The 23,491-nt window shown below is 63.1% G+C and carries 10 protein-coding genes and 1 pseudogene; 3 read left to right on the forward strand and 8 right to left on the reverse strand.

From position 1 onward, the window contains the following. Nucleotides 1-33 precede the first annotated feature (33 nt). From ACMGF9_RS22165 to fes, 3 genes are read right to left on the reverse strand one after another with little or no spacing between them, the layout of a single operon-like run. Entirely contained in the window at nucleotides 34-3,978 is a 3,945-nt protein-coding gene (locus ACMGF9_RS22165) for an enterobactin synthase subunit F (RefSeq protein ID WP_414160426.1), read from the reverse strand. Nucleotides 3,979-4,010: 32 nt separating this feature from the next. Beyond that, the gene (locus ACMGF9_RS22170) at nucleotides 4,011-4,217 is read right to left on the reverse strand and encodes an MbtH family protein (RefSeq protein WP_004930023.1); all 207 of its coding nucleotides are present in this window, start codon (nucleotides 4,215-4,217) and stop codon (nucleotides 4,011-4,013) included. Continuing rightward, nucleotides 4,192-5,565, reverse strand: a complete 1,374-nt coding sequence (fes, locus tag ACMGF9_RS22175; protein WP_074469401.1) for an enterochelin esterase — start codon at nucleotides 5,563-5,565, stop codon at nucleotides 4,192-4,194. Before fes ends, ACMGF9_RS22170 begins: the two co-directional genes overlap by 26 nt. Before the next feature lie 283 nt (nucleotides 5,566-5,848). On the opposite strand from fes, the gene ACMGF9_RS22180 reads away from it, so the two are divergent. Then, nucleotides 5,849-8,149 (forward strand): TonB-dependent siderophore receptor, encoded by a 2,301-nt coding sequence (locus ACMGF9_RS22180; protein ID WP_414160427.1) that lies wholly within the window; start codon nucleotides 5,849-5,851, stop codon nucleotides 8,147-8,149. A gap of 58 nt (nucleotides 8,150-8,207) precedes the next feature. On the opposite strand, the gene ACMGF9_RS22185 is transcribed toward ACMGF9_RS22180, so the two are convergent. The 3 genes and pseudogenes from ACMGF9_RS22185 to ACMGF9_RS22195 form a co-directional block, all read right to left on the reverse strand. Next, complete coding sequence (locus tag ACMGF9_RS22185; RefSeq protein ID WP_048325759.1) at nucleotides 8,208-9,440, reverse strand: YncE family protein; 1,233 nt, start codon at nucleotides 9,438-9,440, stop codon at nucleotides 8,208-8,210. A gap of 47 nt (nucleotides 9,441-9,487) precedes the next feature. Beyond that, nucleotides 9,488-12,396 (reverse strand): annotated as a pseudogene (locus ACMGF9_RS22190) (condensation domain-containing protein). A gap of 78 nt (nucleotides 12,397-12,474) precedes the next feature. After that, nucleotides 12,475-14,568, reverse strand: coding sequence for a TonB-dependent receptor (locus ACMGF9_RS22195; RefSeq protein ID WP_414160428.1), 2,094 nt, complete (start codon nucleotides 14,566-14,568; stop codon nucleotides 12,475-12,477). Nucleotides 14,569-15,102: 534 nt separating this feature from the next. On the opposite strand from ACMGF9_RS22195, the gene ACMGF9_RS22200 reads away from it, so the two are divergent. Together ACMGF9_RS22200 and ACMGF9_RS22205 are read left to right on the forward strand one after the other, a co-directional pair. Beyond that, nucleotides 15,103-16,713 carry a condensation domain-containing protein gene (locus ACMGF9_RS22200; protein ID WP_414160429.1) on the forward strand — a complete coding sequence of 537 codons (1,611 nt, stop codon included), beginning with the start codon at nucleotides 15,103-15,105 and terminating at the stop codon, nucleotides 16,711-16,713. A gap of 64 nt (nucleotides 16,714-16,777) precedes the next feature. Then, nucleotides 16,778-19,873, forward strand: coding sequence for an amino acid adenylation domain-containing protein (locus ACMGF9_RS22205; protein ID WP_414160431.1), 3,096 nt, complete (start codon nucleotides 16,778-16,780; stop codon nucleotides 19,871-19,873). A 43-nt stretch (nucleotides 19,874-19,916) separates the two neighbouring features. Here ACMGF9_RS22205 and ACMGF9_RS22210 read toward each other — a convergent pair whose 3' ends face one another. Next, nucleotides 19,917-21,260 (reverse strand): condensation domain-containing protein, encoded by a 1,344-nt coding sequence (locus ACMGF9_RS22210; RefSeq protein ID WP_414160432.1) that lies wholly within the window; start codon nucleotides 21,258-21,260, stop codon nucleotides 19,917-19,919. 273 nt (nucleotides 21,261-21,533) lie between these two features. Beyond that, nucleotides 21,534-22,850, reverse strand: coding sequence for a glutamate/aspartate:proton symporter GltP (gene gltP, locus ACMGF9_RS22215; protein ID WP_015376334.1), 1,317 nt, complete (start codon nucleotides 22,848-22,850; stop codon nucleotides 21,534-21,536). Nucleotides 22,851-23,491 lie beyond the last annotated feature (641 nt).

Here is a 23,491-nt window from a genome sequence, read left to right on the forward strand (position 1 = left end):
ATCCCCGTGCCTGGCGGCGGGATGAGGGCGTCATTACAGCGTGCGCAAGATCCGGTTCAGCAGCGGCCCCAGCACTTTGAACGACGCCGGCGAAACGATATCGACGTGCGCGCAGTCCAGCTCGTGCGCCTGCAGCGCATCGACATACTGCGACCAGGTTTGCTGCACGTCCATCCCTTCCTGCAGCGTGCGTTTGGCGACGAACAGCGTCGCCTGGCCGTGGAAACGGGCGGTCCGCGTGTGCGACAACAACCGCACCGAATCGGCGTAGTTGGCTTCGATGTTGTCGAACATCGCCGTGCGCGTCTCACCCAGCGCCGGATCGAGCGTGTCCTGCGACACCGCCAGGAACTGCTCGCGCTCGCGCTGCACTTCCTTCAACACGTTGTCGTCCAGCATCACGTCCCAGTTTTGGGTCTCCGGCGGATAGGTATCCAGCAGGCCGAGGAACGCCACCTGCTCGCCGCGCGCCTGCAGCCGGGCGGCGATACCCTGCGCCAGCGTGCCGCCCAGCGAATAACCGATGAAGTGGTACGGCCCGTGCGGCTGCACCTGCAACACCGTCTGCAGGTGGGTATCCACCACCTGATCCATGTCTTCGCTCAGCGCCAGCGGGCCGTCCGGCCGCGGCGACTGGATGCCGACCAGCGACCAGTGCTGGTCGAGATAGCGCGGCAATACGCTGAACTGCCAGGAGAAGCCGGATGCCGGGTGCAGGCAGAACAGCGTCGGCCCCTCGGTAACGCGCAGCGGCAATACACTGTCGAAGCCACTGCGATCGGCCTCTTCCTGCGTGCGATCTTCCGCCAGCAAGGCGGCCAGTTGCTCAACGCGCGACGCCACCATCACCTGGCCGACGGACACCGCCTTGCCCAGATCGCGGCGCAGCTCCGCCGCCAGGCGCATCGCCAGCAGCGAGTGGCCGCCGAGCGCGAAGAAATCGTCGTCGGCGAACACCTGCTCGCGCTGCAGCAAGCGGGCGAATACCGCCGCGATCTCGCTTTCCAACCCGGCCTGCGGCGTCCGCCCCGCCTTGCGCTCACCGCCCTGCGGCTGCGGCAACGCCTTGCGATCCAGCTTGCCGTTGGCGCTCAGCGGCAAATCCTGCATTTCCACCAGCGCCACCGGCACCATGTGCGGCGGCAGGCGGTCGGCCAGCGCCGCGCGCAGGGCTTCCGCATCCCAGCTCGCGCCTGGCTGCATCACCAGATAGCCCACCAGCTGGCGCGCATCGCCGCCGGCGTCCACCGGAGTGCCCTGCAACACCAGCGCGTGCGTCACCGCCTGGCGCACGCCCGGCAGCGACAGCAAGGCGTGATCGATTTCACTCAGCTCAATACGCTGCCCGCGGATCTTCAGCTGATCGTCGCTGCGGCCCAAATATTCCACCGCGCCGTCCGGCAGCCAGCGCGCCACGTCGCCGGTGCGGTACATCCGTCCGCCCTCGCCGAACGGGTCGGCGACAAAGCGGCTGGCGGTCAGATCCGGCCGGCCAAGGTAGCCGTGCGCCAGCTGCACGCCGGTCAGATACAGATCGCCCGCCACGCCCGGCGGCACCGGCCGCAGGCGCGCGTCCAGAATGCGCAACCCGGTGTTCCATACCGGCAGGCCGATCGGCACGTTGGCGCCGGTCACCTTCGCCAGCGCGTCGCCGTAGGCCGGATGCCAGGTCACGTCCACCGCCGCTTCGGTCGGGCCGTAGAGGTTGTGCAACGGCACCGCCGTGCGGCTTTGCCACAGGCGGCACAGCTCCGCCGGCAGCGCTTCGCCGCTGCAGAACACCTGACGCAACGCGGCGCAGCTCGCCACCGCCGCGTCGTCGTCCAGGGCGGCCACGAAAGCCGCCAGCATCGACGGCACGAAGTGCAGCGTGGTAATGCGATGTTGGGCGATCAGCTGTTGCAGCTGCTGCGGATCGCGATGCGCCTCCGGCGGCGCCATCACCAGCCGGGCGCCGACCATCAGCGGCCAGAAGAATTCCCACACCGAGACGTCGAAACTGCACGGCGTTTTCTGCAGCACCGCGTCGTCCGCCCCCAGCGGATACTGGTGTTGCATCCACAGTAGGCGGTTGACGATCGCCTGATGGCCGACCAGCACGCCTTTCGGGCGCCCGGTGGAGCCGGAGGTAAAGATGATATAGGCCGCATGATCCGGCGTCGGGCCCGCGATCGCCACCCCGGCGGCGTGATCGGCCGCCAGCGGTGCGTCATACAGCAAAATTTCGCCCTTGTCGGCGAAACGCGCCTGCTGCGCCGGGCTGGTGATGACCAGCCGGGGTGCGGCGTCTTCCAGCATCATCGCCAGCCGCTCGTCCGGATAACCGGTGTCCAGCGGCAGGTAGGCGGCGCCCGCTTCCACGATCGCCATCAACGCCAGCGACAGGAACACCGAGCGCGGCAGCGCCACCGCCACGATGTCGCCCGGCCGTACGCCCTGCACAACCAGCTGGCGCGCCAGCGCCGTGACCTGTTCGCGCGTTTCGCGGTAGGTGAAGCTGAAATGCGCATCCGCCAGCGCCGGCGCGTTCGGCGTGCTTTGCGCCTGCTGCGCCAGCAGTTGGCTCAGCGTGGTCGCCGGCACCGGATGCGCCGTGTCGTTGACCCGCGCCAGCAGAGCGCGATCGTCGGCGGTCAGCATGTCGGCTTCGCCGATCGGCAACGTTGCCTGCGCGGCGAACTGCGCCAGCAGCAGCGGCAACCGCTGCAGATGCGCCAGCAGTTCCTGACGGCTGTAACGCTCGGCGTTGGCCAGCAGCTCCACCTTCAGCTGATGGTGTTCGTCGATAAACAGCGCAATCTCCAGATCGCGCACCGGCCCGGAGGCCAGATCGTGGGTAATGCCTTCGATACCGGCGAAGTCCAGCTGGTAATCGAACATTTTGAAGTTGAAGACCGTACCGTACAGCGGTTCGCCGTCGCCGATGCGCCCCAGATCGCGCTGCACCTGTTCGGCGTCGTAGCGCTGATGGCGGCGCACCGTTTTCAGCTCGCGGCTGATGCGGGCGGCGGCCTCATACAGCGTGGCCTGCGGCTCGAGGTGCATCTCCATCGGCAACACGTTGATCACCGGGCCGGCGGCGCACAGGGCGGCCGATCCGGTACGGCGCATGAAGATAAAACCGGCGCTGAAGCTCGGTTGGCCGCTCAGACGCGACACCCACAGCGCCACCAGCGCCACCGCCATATCGGCGGCGTTCAGCTTCTGCTGCGCGCCGCACTGCACCAGTTCGGCGAAGGCCTGCGGATCGCAGCGCTGTTCCAGCCGGTGGATGCGCGGCGTGGGCGTTTGCCCGGCCAGCGGCTGCGGGCAGATCGTGGCCGGCGGCGGCAACTGCCGTGCTTTTTCGCGCCAGAAATCGGCGTCGCGTTGCCAGGCCGGCGCCTCCCGGTAAGCCTGGTATTCCGCCACCACGTCGCTGAACGCCGTGAAAGGCGTCGGTTCCAGCGCGTCGCCGCGGCAAAGATGGGTGTAAATCGCCGCCACGCGGCGCGCGATGGCGGTGAAGCTGAAACCGTCCACCAGCAGATGGTGATAGCGCTGATACCAGAACCAGCGGTCATCCGCCAGACGCATCACCACATGACGATACAGCGGCGCGCCGCTGCCGGCGCGCAGATCGCCCGCCAGATCGATGTCCATCAGCGCGCGCGCGGCGGCTTCAGGGTCCGGCGACGTCGTCAGATCGACAAGTTCCGGCGCGTGCACCGCCAGCGTGTCATCCAGCCATTGCACCGGCACGCCGTCGCGTTCCGCAAAACGCAGGCGCAGCATGTCCACCTCGCCCAGGCCCTGGATGATGGCCTGCAGCAGAGGCTCCACGGCGACAGGGCCGTTGAGTTCGATGGCGTGAGCCACCGCGTAGGCATTGCGATGCGGGGAGATTTGATCGGCGACCCAGATGCCGGGTTGTGCCGCGACCAGCGGCCATTCGCCCGCAAGCGCCGGGCCGCTGAGAGAGTTAGGGGTGTGTGACACTGCTTATTGCTCCCGTGATTACCTGGCGCCGGTCACGCCTCGCGTGCTGCGACCGGCAGAATATCTTGCCAATGCTGTTCCAGCCATTCGGCGCACTCGAGGCGCGCCGCCGGGCCAAAGACGATCGTCCACTCGGACGGAATGGCGCGGAAATCCGGCCACAAACTGTATTGTTGTTGTACGTTGCGCAGCACCAGGCTGCGCTGCTGTTGATCATCGAACGGATTCAGGCTTTCCATCATGTGTTCCTCGTGCCGTCGCCGATGCCGGGTAAGCGGTGGCGAAAGCGGAAGCCCATACCGCCTGCAGCCCATCGGTCAGGCCGCTGCGCCAGCACAGCGCATCGTGCCCGCCTTCCACCACCCGGTAGTGCACCCGATGGCCGGCGTCGCTCAGGCGCGCCGCCATTTCGCCACTGACCCGATGCACCAGTTTTTCCTGCGAACCGGCTTCCATAAAGACCTTCAGCGCGCCGTGGTTGCCCAGGCCGTGGCGTTCGACCTGTTGCATCAGCCAGCAGGCGTCGTCGGGAATGCTCGGCAGCTGCAGCATGTCGCGCCGCGGCCACCAGTAGGAACCGGACTGGGTGATCACCGCGCCGAAGCGCTGCGGCCAGCGCAGCCCGGCATACAGGGAGGCCAGGCCGCCAAAGCTTTGCCCCGCCACCACCGTATCGGCCGGCTTGTCGCTGTGCGGCGCCCAGTCGGCCAGCTGCGGCATCAGTTCTTCCTGCACCGCCAGCCAGAAATCGTCCTTGCAGGTTAATTCTCGCGCCCGGTGCGGCAGATCGATGATGTCGATCAGCACATACACCGCTTCCGGCAACGCCCCCTCGCGGGTCAGTTGCATCAGCGGCGCCCAAACCGGCATCTGCTTCGCCCAGAACTGGCCGTCGAGCAAGATCGCGAGCGGGCGCTCGGCCGGCTTGCTGTCGCCGGTGGTGTAGATCCAGACATCGCGGCTGTTGCCCAGGCGCTCGCTCTGCCAGGTATGCCGCTGCAAACGCGCCGGCAGCGGCGGCGTGCAGCGCCCGCTGGCGATCTCATATTCGTCGAACGAACGCCATACCGGCTGCGGCGGCGCATCCGGCATGTGCAGACCGGAGACGCTGTGACCGCTGGCGCTTTGCCAGGAGCGATACGGGTTGAGCAGATCGGGGGTAGCGCTGGCGAACACCTGATGCCACCAGTGACGCAGGTTGTGCATGTTGGCGTGCGCATCGTCGCCGCTGAACGCCGGCGGCCGCTCGTCAAAGCAGGGGATAAAGCAGTAGCTTCCGCGCCAGGCGCCGCTCAGTTCGGTCTGCCAATACCACACGTCGGTGCCGGCCAAACGCTGCAGGCTTTGCGGCGGATTCGGCTGATGGTGGTCGGTCAGGCAGTTAATGTTGATCCATACGCGACGGTAGGCGGAGGTCAATTCGCATCCCTGGGGATCGCGCCAGAAAAAGGTGGTGCGCCAGCGGCCGTTACCCGCCGGTTCTACCCATGGCGTACCGCGTCGTGCCACCGTCAACCACCACCCTGGACTGCCCGCATTGCTGCTGGCCAATAATCTGCTGCTTTCTGACTGTAGTTCTGTATTCACAACGCCTACCCATTTTGTAGTTGGCGGCACCGGGAACGTCGACTTTTCCCTATCGCCGGCCACCGCCCGAACGCACTGTACGCCAAATACTATTGATAATAATTTGCATTTGCAATAGTGTGTAAGGCTTGGAGATCGTGCTGGTATTGCGCGCAACGGACAGGGATCGGGGATACATCAATGGCATCCCTTGCCGCAGCCGATTTTCTATTTCCGACTACACAAAAACTACAACCGCCCTTCCCCCATTCGGCGAGGGATGGCAGCAAGGTAGGACACTCAGATGAAAAGCAAGCTATCACGTTATTCTTTAGCCACTCTTATCGGCTTGGGATTGGGCGCGTCCGCGTTCGCCAGCGCCGCGCAGCAAACCGACACCACCACCACGGAAGAGAACAGCGGCGCCACGGATAAAAAGCCGCGCGGCGAAGACACCATCGTCGTGACCGCCGCCCGGCAGAACCTGCAGGCGCCGGGGGTGTCCACCATCACCGCCGACGAGATCAAAAAACGCCCGCCGGCGCGCGACATCAGCGAACTGATCCGCACCATGCCCGGGGTTAACCTGACCGGCAACTCCACCAGCGGCCAGCGCGGCAACAATCGCCAGATCGATATCCGCGGCATGGGCCCGGAAAACACCCTGATTCTGATCGACGGCAAACCGGCCTCCAGCCGCAACTCGGTGCGTCAGGGTTGGCGCGGCGAACGCGACTCCCGCGGCGATACCGCCTGGGTGCCGCCGGAAATGATCGAACGCATCGAAGTGCTGCGCGGCCCCGCTGCTGCACGCTACGGCAACGGCGCCGCGGGCGGCGTGGTCAACATCATCACCAAGAAAGCCGGCGATGCGCTGCACGGCTCGCTGAACGGCTACTTCAACGTGCCGCAGCACAAGCAGGAAGGCGCCACCAAGCGCACCGATTTCAGCCTGTCCGGCCCGCTGAGCGATTCCCTGAGCTTCCGCCTGTTCGGCGGCTACAGCAAAACGCAGGCCGATGCCTGGGATATTAACGAATCGCATAAGTCGTACCGCGCTGCAGCCACAGCAACCACTCCTAGTTATGAAAATAGCGTTCCCGCTGGCCGCGAAGGGGTTATCGATAAAAACATCGACGCCCTGCTGCACTGGGATTTCGCCCATCTGCAGTCGCTGGAGTTCGAGTACGCCTATGGCCGCCAGGGCAACCTGTACGCCGGCGATACCCAGAACACCAACAGCAACGACCTGGTGCAGAGCAACTACGGCAAAGAGACCAACCGCATCTACCGTGAAACCTTCGGTCTGACCCATCGCGGCGCCTGGGACAACGGCGTGAGCACCAACAACTACGTTCAGTTTGAACGCACCCGCAACACCCGCCTGAACGAGGGCTTGGCCGGCGGCACCGAAGGCATCTTCGACACCAAGAACACCGGTTTCGGCACCACCAAGCTGGACGACTTCCTGGCGCACAGCGAAGTCAGCGTGCCGTTTGAGCTGGGCGTCGCGCAAACCGCCACGCTGGGCACCGAGTGGACCCAGCAGCGGATGAAAGACGGCACCTCCACCAGCCAAACGCTGATGGGCGGCACCATTCCCGGCATGACCACCGGCACGCGCAGCCCTTACGCTTCCGCGCATATCTTCTCGCTGTTCGCCGAAGACAACATTGAGCTGACCGACACCACCATGCTGACGCCGGGTCTGCGCTACGATCTGCATTCGGAATCCGGCAACAACTGGAGCCCGGCGCTGAACCTGTCGCAGGAACTAGGTGATTACTTCACGCTGAAGATGGGCATCGCGCGTTCCTATAAAGCCCCGACGCTGTTCCAAACCAACGGCAACTACCTGCTGTACAGCAAAGGCCAGGGATGTGCCGGCAGCGATACCAAAAACGGCTGCTACCTGCTCGGCAACGACGATCTTAAAGCGGAAACCAGCGTTAACAAAGAGATCGGGCTGGAATTCCATAACGAGGGCTGGCTGGCCGGCGTGACCTACTTCCGCAACGATTACCACAACAAGATTGAGGCGGGTAACTCGCGCATCGCCACCAGCAGCAAAAATACAGCGGTCTACCAGTGGGAAAACGTGCCGAAGGCGGTGGTGCAGGGGCTAGAGGGCTCATTGAACGTGCCGGTCAGCGAGACCGTCACCTGGAGCAACAACGCCACCTACATGATCGAGAACAAGAACAAGACTACCGGCGATTACCTGTCGGTGATCCCGAAGTTCACCGTCAACTCGACCCTCAGCTGGCAGGCCACGCAGGATCTGTCGATGCAGTCCACTTTAACCTGGTACGGCCGGCAGAAGCCGAAGAAGTACAACTATCAGGGTAAACCGGCCACCGGCGGCGAAACCCGCGAGGTCAGCCCTTACGCCGTCGTCGGCGCCAGCGCGACCTATGACCTGACTAAAAACGTCAGCCTCACCGCCGGCATCGACAACCTGTTCGACAAACGCCAGTTCCGCGCCGGCAACGCGCAGAACGTGGGTGATCCAAACACCGGCGTGATCAACATCGCCGGCGCGGGCGCGGCCACCTACAACGAACCGGGCCGCACCTACTACATGAGCATCAACACCCACTTCTGATGACATGACCCAACGAAAAAGGGGCGCCGCGGCGCCCCTTTTTTATCTTTCCATTGCATTACCTGGTGTGCAGCTGAATGCGCACCACGCTTTCCGGCTTGCCGGCCTTGGTGGAAGCGCCGTCGTTTTTCACCGTCACGAACAGCGCGTCGCCTTTCGGATCCAGCGCCAGGCTGTTAGGGTGCGGCGGCAGGTCTACGGTTTGCAGGCGCTTGAGGGTCTTGGCGTCAAACACCGTCAGCGTGCCGGCGCCGTGATCCACGCGCACGCCTTTGCGGTTGGCGACATACAGCCGCTGGCTACGCTCATCGAGCAGCAGGCCGATCGGCACCTCATCCGTCAGCTCGCTGGCCAGCACTTTTCCGCTGTCCGCATCCAGCGCGAATACCCGGTGGCCGCTGCTGCGCTTCACATAGTCGTGCCCCAGATGATGATTGCGGTAGTCGTCGCGATCGATGCCCTGATCGACGCCCAGCAGGCGATTGCTCGCCGGGTCATACACCAGGTTCAGCAGCTGATCGGCCTGAACTTCGTGCGTGGCGGTGATCGCCAGCGTGTCGGCGTTCAGGGTGATCACCTGCCCCTGCATGTTGGAGACGAACACCCGTCGGCCCTTCTCATCCAGCGTGATGCCCACCGCGTTGTAGCCGAAGCCCGGGATCACTTTCTCCAGCTTGCCGGCTTTGGTATCAACCACGTACAGCACGCTGTCGACGCCGAAGCCCAGACCCGGCAGGAACAGACGGCCGCTTTGCGCGTCATACTTGAGCTCGCGGAGGCGGTACAGGTAGTCCTCGGTGATTTTAAACTTCTTCAGCTCCGCCAACAGGAAATCCAGACGCTTGCCGCTGATGCCCGCCTGCTTGTAAGCCTGCTCCAGCACCGCTTTGTCCAGCAACTTGATGCTGCCCAGCGCGTGGTTGGTGGTGGTGTCCACTACCCCGACTTCGCCGTTGAAGGCCTGCGTCAGGTACAGGCGATTGCCCGCGTCGTTCAGCGCCACGCCGAAGCCTTTCACCTGCAGCGGGATCTCCGCCTTGATCGCCAGGGTGTTGGGATCCAGCCGCAGCACGCGGGAGCGCGCCTCTTCCTTCCAGTCCGGCGCGCTGACGAACAGCGCCTGTTGCGAGGTGCTGTAGGCCATCTCCACCACCGTCGACGACAGTGCCTGGCGCTTGATGTCCTGCGGTTTGATGCCGGCATCGTCGGCCTGCGCGGCGCCGGCGACCACCAGAGAGGCCGCCACCAGCAGCGACAGTAACGCGCGCGGGGTTGCTAGGGTTCCAGACATCCTTTTATCTCCTTGAAAATCATGCTTTCGGTTAGAGTGAAACAACGTCATGCCTGCGGCCCGGGCGGCAGCGCCGCCAGAGCGATATCGCCAGCGATGTGCTGCGCAAACTGGGTAAAGACGTGCTGAACGCCGTCGGCGATCAGATTGGCCTGCTCCCGGCTGTAGTGATCCTGGCGGTAGGTCATCATCACCCGCAGGGATTTCGCCCCCCCAGATCGTCTTCCATCACCTCAAACTGCAGGCCGAGCAACGATTCGGCTTTCTCCGGCTCCACCTGACGGTAGGCGATCGCGCTGCCGTCCTGCAGCTGGAACTCGCCGTTCAGTTTGATGCGGCTGTGGATCTGGATGAACACTTCAAACATGTGGTTCTTGCGGTCGGCGTCCACGCCGAACAGCCCTTCTTCCACCAGATCGATCGGAATGTCGGTGTATGGCAGCGAGCCGTTGATGGTGTTTTTCACCTGGCTGACCAAGCCGGCGACCGTCAGCCCTTCGTCGAAGCGCACGCGGTGCACCACCACGGTGGTGAAGTAGCCGACGGTATCGAAGAACTCGGCGTCGTTACGGCCGGAGGTCGAAGTGCCCACCAGCAGATCCGCCGGGCCGCCAAGCAGGCGCAGCGCCGAGGTGATCCCGGCATACACCACGTTGAACAGCGAAGCGTTATTGCGGCGAGCGAGCTGATACAGGCCTTCCGCCACGGCGGGATCGACCTCGAACTCCAGCCAGCCGCCGTTGACGTCCGCCGGCGCCGGCACTGCCGGGTGGGTAGAGGGTTCTTGCCGGAAGATCGGCTGGCCGACCGGCGCGCCGCGCAGCGCATCGAGCCAGTAGTCCAGATGTTGCTGCTGCACCCCGGAAGCCCGCTGCTGCCGGGCGAAGGAGTGGAACTGCGGCGGTTGCCCGCTCCACTGCGGCGCCTGGCCGACGACGCGATGGCGGTAGGCGATGCCCAGCTCATCCATCATCAGGTTGAGCGACCATTCATCCAGCACCACATGGTGGAACAGCAGCGACAGCAGCTGCTGGCCGTTGTCCGCATCGCGCAGCAGCGTGACGCGCAGCGGCAGCTCGGCGGCCAGATCGAACCGGTGCTGGCCGGCGTCGGCCAACAGGGCGGAGGCGTTGCCCGCCGGCGTCTCGTGAGAGAAGCGGAACCATGAGTAATCCGGCAGTTCGGCGGCCGGCACCACCACCTGCACCACCTCGCCCTGCTGCTCGACAAAGCGTGAACGCAGCACGGTATGGCGAGTCATGACGTCGATAAACGCCTGATGCAGCGCCGTTTCATCCACCGCATCGAAGAAGCGCAGAGAGAACGGCAGGTTGAAAATCTCGTCATGGCCGAAGGCTTCATACACCTTCCACAGCGATTCCTGCGCCAGCGACAGCGGCGCCTGCGCGCGATCATGATCGTCGGCGGCGGCCACCGGGGCATTCGGCTGCGCGACGTTCAGACGTTTGGCGTAGCCCGCCAGCCCGCGCGCCGTCGGATGGCTGAACAGATCGTTAATGTTGATTTCGATCTGATGCAGGCTCAACAAGCGGCCGATCACCCGGGTGGCGACCAGCGAATGGCCGCCGCGATCGAAGAAGTCTTCATCCAGGGTCATTTCCGGCGCCGCCAGCGCCTCACGGAACTCCTGCAAAATCAGCGGTGCAACGCTTTCGTCTGCGTCACCGTTCGCCGCCGGCGCGGTAATCGCCGGGGAAGCGGCCTCAGCCGCTGGCAAGGCGACGGCAATTCGCTGCCCGGCCAGGAAGGCGCTGAACTGCTCCAGCAGGAACGGCGCCGCGTGCGGAGACAGACGCGGGTCGGTGACCAGCTCCAGCGTCAGCGCTTCCGCCTCGGGCAAGCCCAACAGCAGCGCCAGTTCAAACGGCGTATGCAGCGGCGGCAACAACAGGCGTTCGGCGTGAACGCCTTCCATGCACCAGTCCGCAGCCAGATCGTCACGCCAGGCCACCAGCAGCTGCGCCCGCTGCGGATCCGGCTGTTCGGCCACGGTCTGCGCCAGCAGCCGCTGCCCGACGTCGCCCTCGCCATGCAGCACGGTCAGGCGCATCAGCGGCGGCGCCGTCAGGCCAAGCTCCAGGCCGACGAACTCCGCCGTTTCTGCGGCCGGCACGCACAGCTGCACCGCTTGCCCGCCGGCCTGTGCGGCGACGAACTCGGCAAACCGCGCCGCCACCGCCGCCAGCAAGGCCCGCGGCGTGTCGTTGGCGGGCAACAGCGAGCGATCAATGCGCGTGACCACGCGCGCGCCCACCGGCGGCAACGCTGCAGCACGCGGCACCGGGCTGCGGTAATCCTGCAGCGAGACCGCCTGGCGCGCCCAGGGCAGTTGCGGCTCCGTGGTTTCCGCCAGCTCGACCGGCTCCGCCGCGAAAGGCAGAGGCATCACATCCCCGTTGTAACGGGCGGACAGCATCGCCGGCAGGTGGCGCCAAGGCAGCGTTTCCGCCAGGATGTCATGCAAGACCACGCCCAAAATCACGTCATCACCCGGCGTGAGCAACAGCAAGCCGCGCAGCGGCGCTTCGTTTTCCAGTTCAAACGGCGTTGCCTGCGCCTGCAGCAGGCAACCCATGGCGTGTTGTTCGTCCGCCACCTGACGCAGGCTCAGCGGCAACGGCGCCGAGCCGGCGGGGCGTTTAACCAGCCCGTTTTCGTCATCAAAAACATAGCGCACGTCCACGCCCGGCGTCTCCCGCACCAGCGCCTGCAGCGCCGCCGCCAGCCGGGCGATATCCACTTCCCCCGTCAGGCGCCAGGCCAGCGCCCGCTGCCCGCGTGCGTCACCCTGCTGCAGATGGGCGAACCATGCCCGCTCTTCGGCTTCGCTTACCGGCCGCTCGCCGTTGGCCGACGCCGCGCCCAGCGCCTGAAACGCGCTCTCCAGCCGCTGGGCCTCTTCATCGCTCAGAATGCTGTCAAAATCACCGATCACTGCGTTATCTCCTTTGCCCGGCCGTGCCGGGATAGCGCACAAAACGGGGGACATGCGTCCCCCGTCACCGCGATAGCGTTAGAAAGTCAGCTCAACCGCCGCGCCGATCAGGCGGCCGCGCTGGAGCGTCGCCGTGTAGATGTCATTGCTTCGGATCATCTCGCGGCGGTCGGAGTCAAACAGGTTCTTCGCATACAGCGTGGCGCGGCCGTAGTCGAAGGTGTAAGCCAGTTGGGCGTTGGCCGTCCAATAGGAGCCGATGCGCCCGCGCGAGTCGTTGTCGTATTGCGAATAGTAGGAGTCGGTGAACGCCACGTTGCTGCTCAGCTCCCACCCTTTCAGGAACTGATACTTGGCCCCCATGTTGGCGGTGTAAGCCGGCGCGCGCGCCAGCTCATGCCCTTCCACGCCGCTGCCCGAGAACTTTTTGATGTCGGTTTTCAGCAGGCCGAGGTTGCCGAACAGCTCGAAGTCCCAGCGCGGCTGCCAGGTGGCGCCGATTTCCGCCCCGTAGGTTTCCACCTTGTCGGCGTTGCGGATCACGCTGGAGTTCTCACCCAGCGAGTACGGCAGCTGCATGTCTTTGTAATCGTTGTAGAAGATGTTACCCGTCAGCACCACGTTGGCGTCTTTCAGGTGATGACGGGTGTACAGCTCGTAGTTCCAGACATACTCGGAACCGTAGGTGTAGCTGACCACCGGCGTGCCGATCGTGATGCCGCCACCGCCGGCGTTATAGCCGCGTGCGATCTTGGCGCCGTAGGTTTGGGTATCCGTCGGTTTCCAGGCCACGTCCAGCTTCGGCAGGAACACGGTGTAGGTTTCATCGAAGTCGATGCGCACCGCCTGGCTGCCGCCGTCGCGGCGACGCTGTTCGCGTTCCAGACGGCTGGCGGCGGTCACGTCCACCTGCGGCGTCAGCGCATAGGTCAGCTCGGCGAAAGCCGAATGGGTATCGGTTTTATCCTTGAAGGTCGAGCCGCCGAAAATGTTGACGAACTCATCCTGCGTGCCGTGGAAATAACGCAGCCCCGCCAGCCCGTGCAGACGGCTGTCCGCGCCGCCGAAGCGCACCACCGGCTCCACGTGAACTTCCTGGCCGTCGATCTCGGCATATTGGATGTTGTAAGCGGTAGGACGGTTGATGTTGAAATCGGTGTAGATAACGCGGTTTTCAAACGTCAGCGCATCGGAGGCCTCCCAGGCCAGATCCCAGATAGTGCTGTTCATGTTGCTTTTGAACACGGCGCGGCGCGGATCGTGACGCGGATTGGTCGGATGCGGCTGCGGGTTGAGGCTTTCGTTTTGCGGCGCGGTGCTGCCGAAGTGGTTAAAGGTCAGCTTGGTGGTCAGATCGCGCAGGCCGGCCGGATTGAACAACAGCTTGGCGCGGGCGGTGGTGGCTTCCACTTCACGCGGATCGCCCACTGGCGCATAGGCCGGCAGGTCAGCCTCGCTGCGGCGGCGCTGGCGATCGACGCTGACGCGGAACGCCAGCTGATCCTCCACCAGCGGGCCGGACGCCATGGCGGCCAACTGTGACGAGTGCTGGTTGCCGGCTCCGCCCTTGAAGGCGCTTTCCCATTCGAAGGTCGGGTCTTTACTGGCCATGACGATGGCGCCGGCGATGGCGTTGCGCCCCTGGATGTAGCTTTGCGGGCCGAGGAACACTTCGACGCGATCCAGATCCCACAGCGACTGCGGGCCGAACGCCTGTTCGTTATAGGTCAGCGAACGGCCGTCCAACGACAGATTGAGGCGCGGGCGGGTGCCGCTGAGGAAAGCATTGGCACCGACGTTCGGGCCGGAACCGTCGATACCGCGCACGGTCGGCAGTTCGTTGCCGATGCCCAGATCCACCACGTTGGGGGTCATGCGCAGCAGATCGGGGATCTGCACCGCGTCGGGCATCGAGGCGATGCGGTTGCTGTCGAACACCTGCACGCTGGAGCCGGTGTCGAAAATGGAACGTTTGATCTTCTCACCGGTGACCAGCAGCGTTTCCGCGTCCTGGTAGGTTTCGTTGCTCTTCGTTTCCGCCGCGTTGACGTTACCGATCGCCAGTGAACACACGCCTAAAAATACCGAGGAAAATGCCCCAATGGCTCTTAACCCCGCCTTTTCCCCGTTTCCTACGCTTTCATGCCGTTGAGCCGCAAAATGCTTGCCCATAGATGTCTTCTCCTTTCATCCCAGAGGTGCACAAAATTTGATTTTTTTTTACACAACCTACATCGACACTCACACAGACCATGACGCTGCGGCCTTCCCGGCCTTGCTGTTGCTTATCCCTGCGGCAAACCCATGTCTTTCGCGGCCGAACGGGCGCGGCCCGTCCACGGCCAAGCCGCCGGCGGAGCGGCCGACGGCTTGTATAAAAACGTAAAATAATGTTAAGAATGATAATATTTTGCATTTTCTAATGCAAATCATTATCAATAAAGGTGTGAGAGCGGCCACGATAACCGCCAGAAAACCTTATACTTTCGCAGGTAAAACAAGCGCTGCAATAACAGCCAATAATTACAATGCTAAGAATAATATGAATAAATTATTCACACCCAACCCCATGCCTGCCCGTTACAGCTAAAACCCCTTATAGATAGCACCCTCGCGTCAAATGGATCAAATAATAATAATTTTCATTCCTATTAACATTTGGATATATTCTTGCAGTCTCGTTGGCTGAATCAAAATGGATACCCGATGAAAGCTTTGACCACGATGCAGGCCGCCTATTGGGTTGGCCGACAGTCCGCTCCCCCTCTGGGCGGCATGGCCGCCCATCTTTATGCGGAATTCGACGGCGGCGAGCTGAACATCGCCCGGCTGCGCCAGGCCGTCGAGGCGTTGTACCTGCGTCATCCGCTGTTACGCCTGCGCATTACCGACGATGGCAGGCAGACGATCGCACCTCCCGGCTCCCGGCATACTTTGCATCTCGACGACTGGCGACACACCGATGAAGCGACGCTGGCGGCCGCGCTCGCCGCCAAACGCCGGGCGAAAAGCACCCAGCTGCTGCCGCTGGAACAGGGCGTTCCCTGCGACATCAGCCTGAGCCTGCTGCCGGAAGGGCGCAGCCGCTTGCACGTCGATCTCGACATGATCGCCGGCGATGCCATGAGCTTTCGCCTGCTGATGGAGGATCTGGCGGCGTTTTATCACCAGTGTCCGGCGGCGCCCTCCCATGACGCGCCGCCGGCCTACTTCGATCACCTAGAACGACGCGACGCCGACGAGGCGCTGCGTCAGCGGCGCGAACGCGGCCAGCGTTGGTGGCGTGCTCGCCTGGCGCAGGTGCCGCCGGCGCCGCGCCTGTTGCGCACGCCGGACCGCTGCCGCAGCGATCGTTTGGCCATACAGCTGAATGCAGAAGAAAGCCGCGCGCTGGAGAGTGTGGCCAAGCGGCACCACACCTCCCTCTCGACGCTGTTTCTGGCGCTGTTCGCGCTGGCCGTCGGCCAGGGGTGGAACATGACGCGCTTTCGGCTCAACGTGCCGCTGTTCCACCGCGAGAGCGAACGGGAGGACGCACATCGCCTCATCGGCGATTTCTCTAACCTGGTGCTGCTCGGCGTGGAACTGAACCCGACGGAAAACCTGAACGCCTTCTGCCGGCGCCTGATGACGCAGCTGGCGGAGCTGATCGAGCATGCGGATTACCCCGGCGTCAGCGTGATGCGCGATCTGTCGCGCCTGCACGGCAGCCTGCAGCCTTCGCCGGTGGTGTTTACCGCCGGTTTCGGCATCCGCGGCAAAACGCTGTTTTCCGAACGGGTCGCCAACACCTTTGGCCGTCTCGGTTGGGTGATCTCTCAGGGGCCGCAGGTGGCGCTGGATGCGCAGGTCGCCCACGTCGACGACGGCATTCTGATCAACTGGGACGTGCGGCTGGACGCGTTCCCCGAGCAGGTGCTGCCGCGCCTGCTGGCCTGTTACCGGGCGCTGCTGCACCTGGCCGCGCGGCAATCGGGGGCATTCGATCGCCCGCTGTCGCAGCTGCTGGCGCAATGCACGCCCGACGCGCTGGCGCAGCAGGCGCCGGTGCGCCAGGTGCTGCACCGGCTGCTGGCGCGGGTGGCTCCCGAGGCCAGTGTGCGCGACCACGACGATATCCGCCGGTTGGCCTTGCCGGATGCCGGGGTGAACGCGCTGCTGACGGTGCTCAACAAGTATCTGGCGGCGGCGCTGACGGCGCAGGATCTGACGGCGCATCCCTCCCCGGCTGCGCTGGCGGCGTTGATCTGCCAACGGTCGCCCGAGGCAGGAAGGCATGCGAAAACGCTGCTCGCCGCGCTGGCGCCGCAGCACTGAGATCGGTTTCCGGGCGCACGGCGCCCGGCTCGTTTTAATCGGTTAGCGACTATAGGGAAGTACCATGGAGACAGCTTTAACCGCACTGCAGCAGGCCTATCTTCTGGGCCGCAGCGATCGATGGCCGCTCGGCGGCGTGGCGATGCACGACTTTCGCGAATACCGCGCCCGGCAGCTGGACGTACCGCGCCTTGAAGCGCGCCTGACCGAGCTGGTACAGCACTACCCGGCGCTTCGCACCTGCATCGATGTGCAGCGCGGCACGCAGCACGTACGCCCGGAGGTGACGCTGCATCTGGATCGCCACGATCTGCGCGCCCTTGATGGCGAAACGTCGCAGCGCCAGGTCGAACAACTGCGCGAGCGTTACTCCCACCAGCGCCACGATCCGAGCCAACCGCTGTGGCGCATCGCCGTGATCCAACTTGCCGAACAGCAGGATCCGACGGGATCGCCGTACGATACGCTGATCTTTACCAGCTTTGATGCCTTGATCCTCGACGGCCAGGGGATCTCCACCGTGATCGCGCGCCTGTTCGACGATCGCCCTCTGACGTCGACCGCCGCCGCACTGCCGCCCCCCGCCGCATCGGCGGCGCAGCGCCAGGCCGATGCCGCCTACTGGCGTGAAAAGCTGCAAGATGTCACCACCCCGTCGGCACTGCCGTGGCGCGCCCCGCTCGCCAATCTCACCTCATCACGCTATCGCCGCGCCACCCTGACGCTGCCACGCGATACGGTAAAACAGCTTGGCCGCCTGGGATCGCCGCATGCGCTGCTGCGCAACAGCCTGCTGTCGGCGCTGGTCCTCGATACGCTGGCCCACTGGACCACCGACGGTGAGCTGTGCGTCGGGGTGCCGGTAGCGTTCCCCGCCGCCGATGGTGCCCTGGGCAACGCCTCCAGCTTCGTGGCGGTGCGCTATTCCCGTCACGGTGAAGACTTTATCCAGCGCGCGCAAGCCCTGCAGGACGATGTGCTCGGCGCGCTCGACCACCTGACGTTTTCCGGCGTCGATCTGGCGCGGCAGTTACTCGGCCAAAGCCAGGGCGGCCCGGCGCTGCCGGTGATCCTGACCAACTGTCTGGGTTGGGAAACGCTGCCGGCCGAGGCGCCGGTGCGCTTTCACGACGGCCTGACCCAAACGCCGCAGGTCGCCATCGATATTCGCCTGACGCTGGACAGCGAAAAAAACCTGCAGCTGTGCGTGGACTACGCCGAACAGGCGCTGCACGGCGAGCAGGTAGAAGCCATGCTGGCGGCGTTGCAGCGACGCATCCTGCGCAGTTGCCAACGCGCCGACCTGGCGATCGCGCCGCGAGATTTCATCGATCTGGCGCATTACCGCCACAACGACAGCGAAGCGAATTACGCGCCTTATCCTTATCTGGCGCAGCTGGCCGAGCGGCTGTTTGGCGCACAAAACGGCGGCAACGCGCTGATCTGCGGCGAACAGACGCTGACCTACCGCGAACTGGGCCAGCGGATCGCCACGGCGATCGCCAACCTGCAAAGCCGCGGCGTGCAGCCGGGCAACGTGGTGGCGTTGTATCTGCCGCGCAGCCCAGAACAGATCATCTTCAGCCTCGCCTGCGCCCTGCAGGGCGTGATCTGGGTGCCTATCGATATCAACTCACCGCCGGAACGCACCGCCTACCTGCTGGAGAACTGCCGGCCAACGCTGGTGGTGCACGGCGGCGATCTGGAGACGCCGATCGGCGTGACGCCGGCGATCCTGCTGGCGCCGACGGATCGCGCGCCTGCGCTGCCGGATGAACAGACGTTGGTGGAACGCAGCGCCAGCCTGGCCGCAAGCTACTACCTGTATACCTCCGGCACCACCGGCAAGCCCAAATGCGTGGTGCTCAACAACCGCGCCACCGCCAACGTTATCCACCAGACCCAGCAGCGCTGGGCGGTCACCGCCGACGACGTGTTCATTTCCGTCACGCCGCCGCACCATGACATGTCGATGTTCGATCTGTTCGGTTCGCTGTGCGCCGGCGCTACGCTGGTGCTGCCGGCGCCGCATCAGGAAAAAGACGCCATCAGCTGGAACCAGCTGGTGGAAAAACATCGGGTCAGCCTGTGGTGTTCGGTGCCGGCCATTCTGGAGATGCTGCTCACCTGCAAAACGGCCGACAGCCTGCGTTCGCTGCGCCTGGTGGCGCAAGGCGGCGACTACATCAAGCCGGCGACGGTGCAAACCCTGCGAACCCTGCGCCCGGATCTCGCGCTGTTCTCGCTCGGCGGGCCGACCGAAACCACCATCTGGAGCATCTGGCACCCGATCGCCCCGCAGGAGAGCGGCACCGTGCCTTACGGCCGCCCGCTGCCCGCCAACCGTTATTTCATCTGCCATGACGACGGCAGCCACTGCCCGGCCGGCGTGGTCGGCCGCATCCATACCGCCGGGGTGAACCTGGCGTTGGGCTACCTGGAGCAGGGGGAGCTGAAGCAGCACGATTTCATCACCCTCGAAGGGCCGGACGGACAACCGCTGCGCGCTTTCCGCACTGGCGATCAGGGCTACTACCGTGCGGACGGCAACATCATGTTCGCCACCCGGGTGAACGGCTATGTGAAGATCCGCGGCGTGCGCGTCTCGCTGCCGGAAATCGAAGACGTGCTGCGCCGCCATCCGGCGATCCTGGATATGGTGGTGGTGGATTATCCCAGCGGAGAGAACAACGAGGCGGCGCTCGGCGCCCTGTATCTGACCCGCGACGGCAAACCGCTGCCGCTGTCCGAGATCCGCGCCTTCGCCACCGGCTATCTGCCCTGTACCCATATTCCCACGCGCTTTATCCATGCCGAGGCGCTGCCGCTGTCCGCCAACGGTAAAACCGATCGCCATCGCATCCGCGCCGACCTGAGCCACCAGCAAACCGCGCCGGCGTTGAACGCCTGCGCGGCCCCGCCGCCGAACGCGCCGCTGGCGCGCAGCGCAGAGATCCTGACCATTTACTGGCAGGCGATCGGCGTGACCCCACGCCCGGAATGGGGGGAAGAGACGGCGTTTATCGCCATGGGGCTGAAGCTGCCGCATATCAAACAGGTGGCCTCACGCCTCAATGACGCTTTCGGCACCCGTCTGGTAAGCAGTTCGCTCTTGCCGTGCAAGAACGCGCGCGAAGTGGCGGCGTTGCTGGCCAGCTGAAGTCCTGCCACTCGGGCGGGAGCACCCTCCCGCCCGCACTTTCTCAGGCGGGCAACGCCGTCAGGGCCGCCAGCGGTTGCTCCCAGGCTTCCCGCTGCAGCGCACGCAACAGAAATTCTTGCAGCGCCTCGCCATAGTCCAGCGCATCCTCCGTCGGAAACTGCTCCAGATAGATATCGATATCCACCTGCAGATCGCGGGCGTCGGTGCGGCCACGATAAGTCAGGTTGAAACCGTCGCCCGAGCCGCCGGCCAATACGCTGCGCGTACCGCTGCAGCCGGTAAAACGGGGCGTATCGAAGGGTTGCACGTTGATGAAAGGGGAAATAAAGAAGCGCGAGTCCGGATCCACGCCGCGATCGGCGGCCAGTTGGCGCAGGCGGTAGCCGGCGTGGCTGCGCAGCTCCCGCAGCTGCTGCGTCAGTGTGGTGAGAAAGCTCCCCAGCGTCTCCGCTTGCGGCGGTGACACCAGCAGCGGCAGGGTATTGACCGCCAGCGAAGGCACGTTGGTGGCGGCATGCCCACGGCGATTCAGCGCCGGCATCCACATCGGCAGCGTATCGCCCTGCCGGGTACCGCGCGGCATCACCTGAAACAGCCAGGCCGCCGACAGCGCCACCAGCAAGTCGGGCCAATTGATGCCGCTGCGTTCCGACTGCTGCGCCAGACGTTGCGCGACTTCTGTCGGCAACCGACGGTTGACGCTCAAGCGTCGCACGCCATACTCCCTGCCGCCCTTGCGCACCGTCGGCAACGCCTGCGACGGCGGCAGATAGCTCTGCCAAAAGCGCCGATCGCGCTCGCATCGCTCAGAACCCGCGTAGGCCAGCTCGGCCTGTTGAAAGACATTAAAGGCACCCAGGGGCATACCCGCGCTACCCTCACCCAGATAGTGCGCGTATAACGCGGCGCAGCGGTGTTCGATCAGGGCCATACCGAAGCCATCAATCAGAATATGGTGCGCACGCACGTACCAGAGGTAGCGCTCCGGCTCCAGTTTGAGCAGCCAGGCTGCGGCTAGCGGTTCGCTGTGCAGCGCCCGGCGCTGCGCGATATCTTCGCGCATCAGGCTTTGCGCCGCCTGCCAGGGATCGCCGTGCGTTTGCAGATCGATGCGTTGCAATGGCGGTGTGCACTGTGGATCGTAACGTAACGACGGAGGAGCGTCCCCATGCCGCTCACCAAAGCGCAAGGCAAACGCCTGCGTCTCGGCGAGAGTGGTGGCGATCGCCCGGCAGAGCGTCTCTTCCTCTACCGCGCCACACAGTTCGGTGCAATGTGCGACGGTGGACAGAGTCTGCCCAGGGTGCAAGGTGTGTTCTTCCCAGAAATCAAGCTGCGCTGGCGCCAGCGGCAACCATTCAGAGGCCAAAGCGGTGTCCGACATGTTACCTACCTTTGATAAGCCTGAATAAAGACGCCGAACGGGCGTAACCCCACCGTTCAACGGCTTTGCGTGTCTCCATACATCATCAAATGAAAATGATAATAACATCTATTATCATTTCTATTAATTTGGTAACACTTTAGATTCTGTTAAGCGGGGATGCAAGTCGCGCAGTAGGACAGAGAAAAGAAAGTGGCCGGTTGAAGAGCCATAAAAACAAAACGCCCCGGCACAACTGCCTGGGGCGTTTTCAACGTCGGCGATACTCGGTAATTAGGCCTGGTTGGCCGGCTTCACCTTCTGCGCCAGGAACTCCGTTTCGTAGGCCAGCGCCTTCTTGCGATCAAACTGGTGCTCCCATTTGGCGATCACCAATACCGCCAGCGCGTTACCCACCACATTCAGCGCAGTGCGCGCCATATCCAGGATACGGTCCACGCCGGCGATGAACGCCAGGCCTTCCAACGGAATGCCGACGCTGCCCAGGGTGGCCAGCAGCACCACGAACGAGACGCCCGGCACGCCGGCGATCCCTTTCGAGGTCACCATCAGCGTCAGCACCAGCACGATCTCCTGCCCCAACGACAGCTCGATGCCGTACAACTGGGCAATAAAGATGGCGGCGATGCTCTGGTACAGCGTCGAGCCATCCAGGTTAAAGGAGTAACCCGTCGGCACCACGAAGCTGGTGATCGACTTGGGCGCGCCATAAGCCTCCATCTTTTCGATGATGCGCGGCAGCACCGTTTCCGAACTGGCGGTGGAATAAGCCAGGATCAGTTCGTCTTTCAGGATGCGGATCAGCGTCCAGATGCGCAGGTTGCACAGCCGGGCGACCGCCCCCAGCACCACCAGGGCGAAGAACGCAATGGCGAAGTACACCAGCACCACCAGCTTGGCCAGCGGCAGCAGCGAAGCGAAACCGAAGTTGGCTACCGTGACCGCAATCAGGCCAAACACCCCGATCGGCGCATAGCGCATAATCATGTGGGTGACTTTGAACATGCTCTCGGACACCGCCTTGAACACCTTCAGCAGCGGCTCTTTGGTCTCTTTCGGCAACGACGACAGCCCCAGACCGAACAGCACCGAGAAGAAGATAATCGGCAACATGTCACCCTTGGCCATCGACGAGAAGACGTTCGACGGGATCAGCGACAGAATGGTCGCCACCAGACTGTGCGAACCGCTTTGCACCTGTTCGGTGGTTTTCTCGTACTGCGAAATGTCCACCGTGGTCAGCGTCGACATATCGATGCCGTGGCCGGGTTGGAAAACGTTGGCCAAGGTGAGCCCCACCACGATGGCGACGGTGGTGATCACTTCGAAGTAGATAATGGTTTTCAATCCGATGCGGCCCAGCTTTTTCGCATCCCCCACGCCGGCAATACCGACGATCAGCGTGGAAATAACGATCGGCACCACAATCATCTTGATCAGACGAATAAAGATATCACCCGCCGGGCTGAGAATATTACTCACTAGCCACTCACGAGATTCGGTCTGGTTGTGCAATACCGCGCCAACAATAATACCCAGTACCAACGCGATCAGGATTTGCCAAGCCAGGCTAATTTTTACACTTTTCATACCCAAAAAGTCCTCAAAGACTCTTTGCGCCGTACAAAGTCGCAACACGGCGAAAAGAATACTTAATCATTTATTACAGGCTTATGTTAATTCAGTGGAAGCGTTCACCTGCCCTGGGTGCGACGCAGTATAAATCTGTATCATCCGGGCGGCATGCTCTGCAAGCCTTGATTTGTCAGGCTTGAGCGCTGAATCGAATCACAAAAATTTCGCGTAACTATTTCAAATGGCATAATTGCTTGTTATTAAAAACATAATTTTTCATATAATGAAGTACATAACCGCGCCGACGACGATTTTTTGAACGCGATTAAAATGCGTTATTCTTCGTCCATTCTGCATATTTAATCCGCATCATATGTTTATATTTTGTTACTCAAAAGTCAAATAAATGAGAATTGGCCGAGTGACACTTTCGTCCATAAATGCAGCGCCACTTTATATTTCGATTAAAAATCGAACGATACCGCAGGATGAATGCCACAGGATATTTCCCGAGTTTTCATCAGGAATTAAGCGTTAATAAAACGTTATTTCACGCGGTGCAGTCCATCGTTATATCGTGCTAATGCCAACTTAGAATATTAATAGCGAAAAACAACCCAAAAAGATTTATAGCGAGAAATAATGGCGGCCCTGAT

It is taken from the genome of Serratia sp. BNK-23 (assembly GCF_047456145.1).
Lineage (GTDB): Bacteria > Pseudomonadota > Gammaproteobacteria > Enterobacterales > Enterobacteriaceae > Serratia > Serratia nematodiphila.